This is a genomic window from Streptomyces sp. URMC 127, from assembly GCF_051386535.1.
Classification (GTDB): domain Bacteria; phylum Actinomycetota; class Actinomycetes; order Streptomycetales; family Streptomycetaceae; genus Streptomyces.
Genome location: NZ_JBPQTW010000423.1, coordinates 1 through 1,906, shown reverse-complemented (window position 1 = coordinate 1,906; position 1,906 = coordinate 1). Strand labels below are relative to the sequence as shown.

At 73.2% G+C, this 1,906-nt stretch carries 1 protein-coding gene; it reads left to right on the top strand.

Annotated features, from left to right (window positions below):
• Positions 1-151: 151 nt before the first annotated feature.
• Entirely contained in the window at positions 152-1,861 is a 1,710-nt protein-coding gene (locus ACSNOH_RS34660; RefSeq protein WP_436725423.1) for an amidohydrolase, read from the top strand.
• Positions 1,862-1,906: the final 45 nt, after the last annotated feature.

Sequence of the window (1,906 nt, the reverse complement as noted above, 5' to 3'; positions counted from 1 at the left end):
CCCCACGCCCCTCACCCCTCGCACCCCCCGCGCCCCGCATCGGTTGGATGACCGATGTGCACGGACGCCGCCCGGATGCACAGTGCTCCCAGCTCCCCGGCCGATTCCCCCGGGGGCGACCCGTCAGCAGCCCCGCAGATAGGACATCACTGTGCCCGGCACCACTCCGGCAGATCTCGTCTTCGTCAACGGTTCCGTCCTCACCGTCGACTCCCGGTTCACCGTCGCCTCCGCCCTGGCGGTCACCGACGGCCTCGTCAGCGCGGTCGGCGACCGCGACGAGGTCATGGCCCATGCCGGCCCCGCCACCCGTGTCGTCGACCTCGAAGGCGGGACGCTCCTGCCCGGCATCAACGACTCGCACCTGCACGGCTGCGCCTTCGGGCTGACCATGCCCCCGCTGTCCGTGGACGTCTCCCACCCCGCCGTGCGGTCGCTGGCCGACGCGGCCGAGGCCGTACGGAAGGCCGCCGCGTCGACCCCGGCGGGGGAGTGGATCACCGGGCACGGCTGGGACGCGGGCTACCTCGCCGAGTGCGTCGCCGACCCCTCCCGCCTGCCCACCCGGCAGGACCTGGACGCCGTCAGCCCGCACCATCCCGTCCTGCTGTACTCCGCCACCGGACACGCCACCTGGGTCAACTCCATGGCCCTGAAGTGGGCCGGCGTCGACCGGAACACCCCCGTCCCGCCCGGAGGCGTCATCGTCACCGACGCGGACGGCGTGCCCACCGGCCTCCTCCAGGAAGGCGCCCAGGACCTCGTTCACCAGGCGCTGCCGGCCCTCTCCCCGGAGGTGCGCGCCGACGCGATCCGGGCCACCCTGCGCACCCTGGCCCGGCTCGGCATCACCAGCTACACCGAGCCCGGCCTCGGCCCCGGCGGCGACGCCCTCATGCGCGGCGCCATGGCCCACAGCACCCTTGACGTCTACCGGCGCCTGCTCGCCGACGGCGAACTGACCGCGCGGGTCGGCGTCCTGCTGCTGCCGACGGGGATGACCGGCACGGCCGAGGAGTTCGTACGCACGCTGGCCGCCATGGACGAGCCGCCGTCCACCGACCCCCGCCGCCTCGCCGTCCTCGGCGTGAAACTGTTCGCCGACGGCATTCCGGTCAACAAGACGGCCTGGATGCACGAGCCGTACGTCGGCGGCGGCTGCGGCTCACTGTGCGTCGGCGGGGAGACCGACGAGGAGCGCATCGCCCAGATCACGGAGATGATCCGCTGCACCCATGCCGCCGGGTACCAGGCGGGTGTCCACGTCACCGGTGACCGGGCCATCGACACCGTCGTCGACGCCTTCGCCGCGGCCGCCGCCGCGCACCCCCGGCCCGACGCCCGGCACTACGTCATCCACGGCGACTTCCTCACCGCCCGCAGCATGAGGACACTGGCGCGGAGCGGCTTCGGCGTCAACATGAACCCCACCATCAAATGGACCGTCGCCGACCTTGAGGAGGAGTTCGTCGGGCCGCAGCGGGCGGCGTACGAATGGCCCTACCGCGACGCGATCGACGCCGGCGTGACCGTCACCAGCGGCTCCGACGCCCCCGTCACCCTCCCCGACTGGCGGCAGGGCGTGTCCACGATGATGCTGCGCGAGTCCAAGGCCAGCGGCCGCGTCAGCGGGCCCGAGCAGCGCATCCGGCTGGCCGAGGCCCTGCGCACGTACACCTCCGACGCGGCCTGGCAGGACTTCGCCGAGGACTGGAAGGGCACGCTGGAGGTCGGCAAGGTCGCCGACCTGTGCGTGCTCGCGGGCGACCTGCTCACCGCGGACCCGCACGACATCCCCGCCATGCCCGTGGTGTTCACCGCCGTCGGCGGCGACGTCGTGCACGACGAACTCACCGGGTGACGCCCGTTCAACGCCCCGCCCCCGTTCAACGCCCCGCCCCCGTTT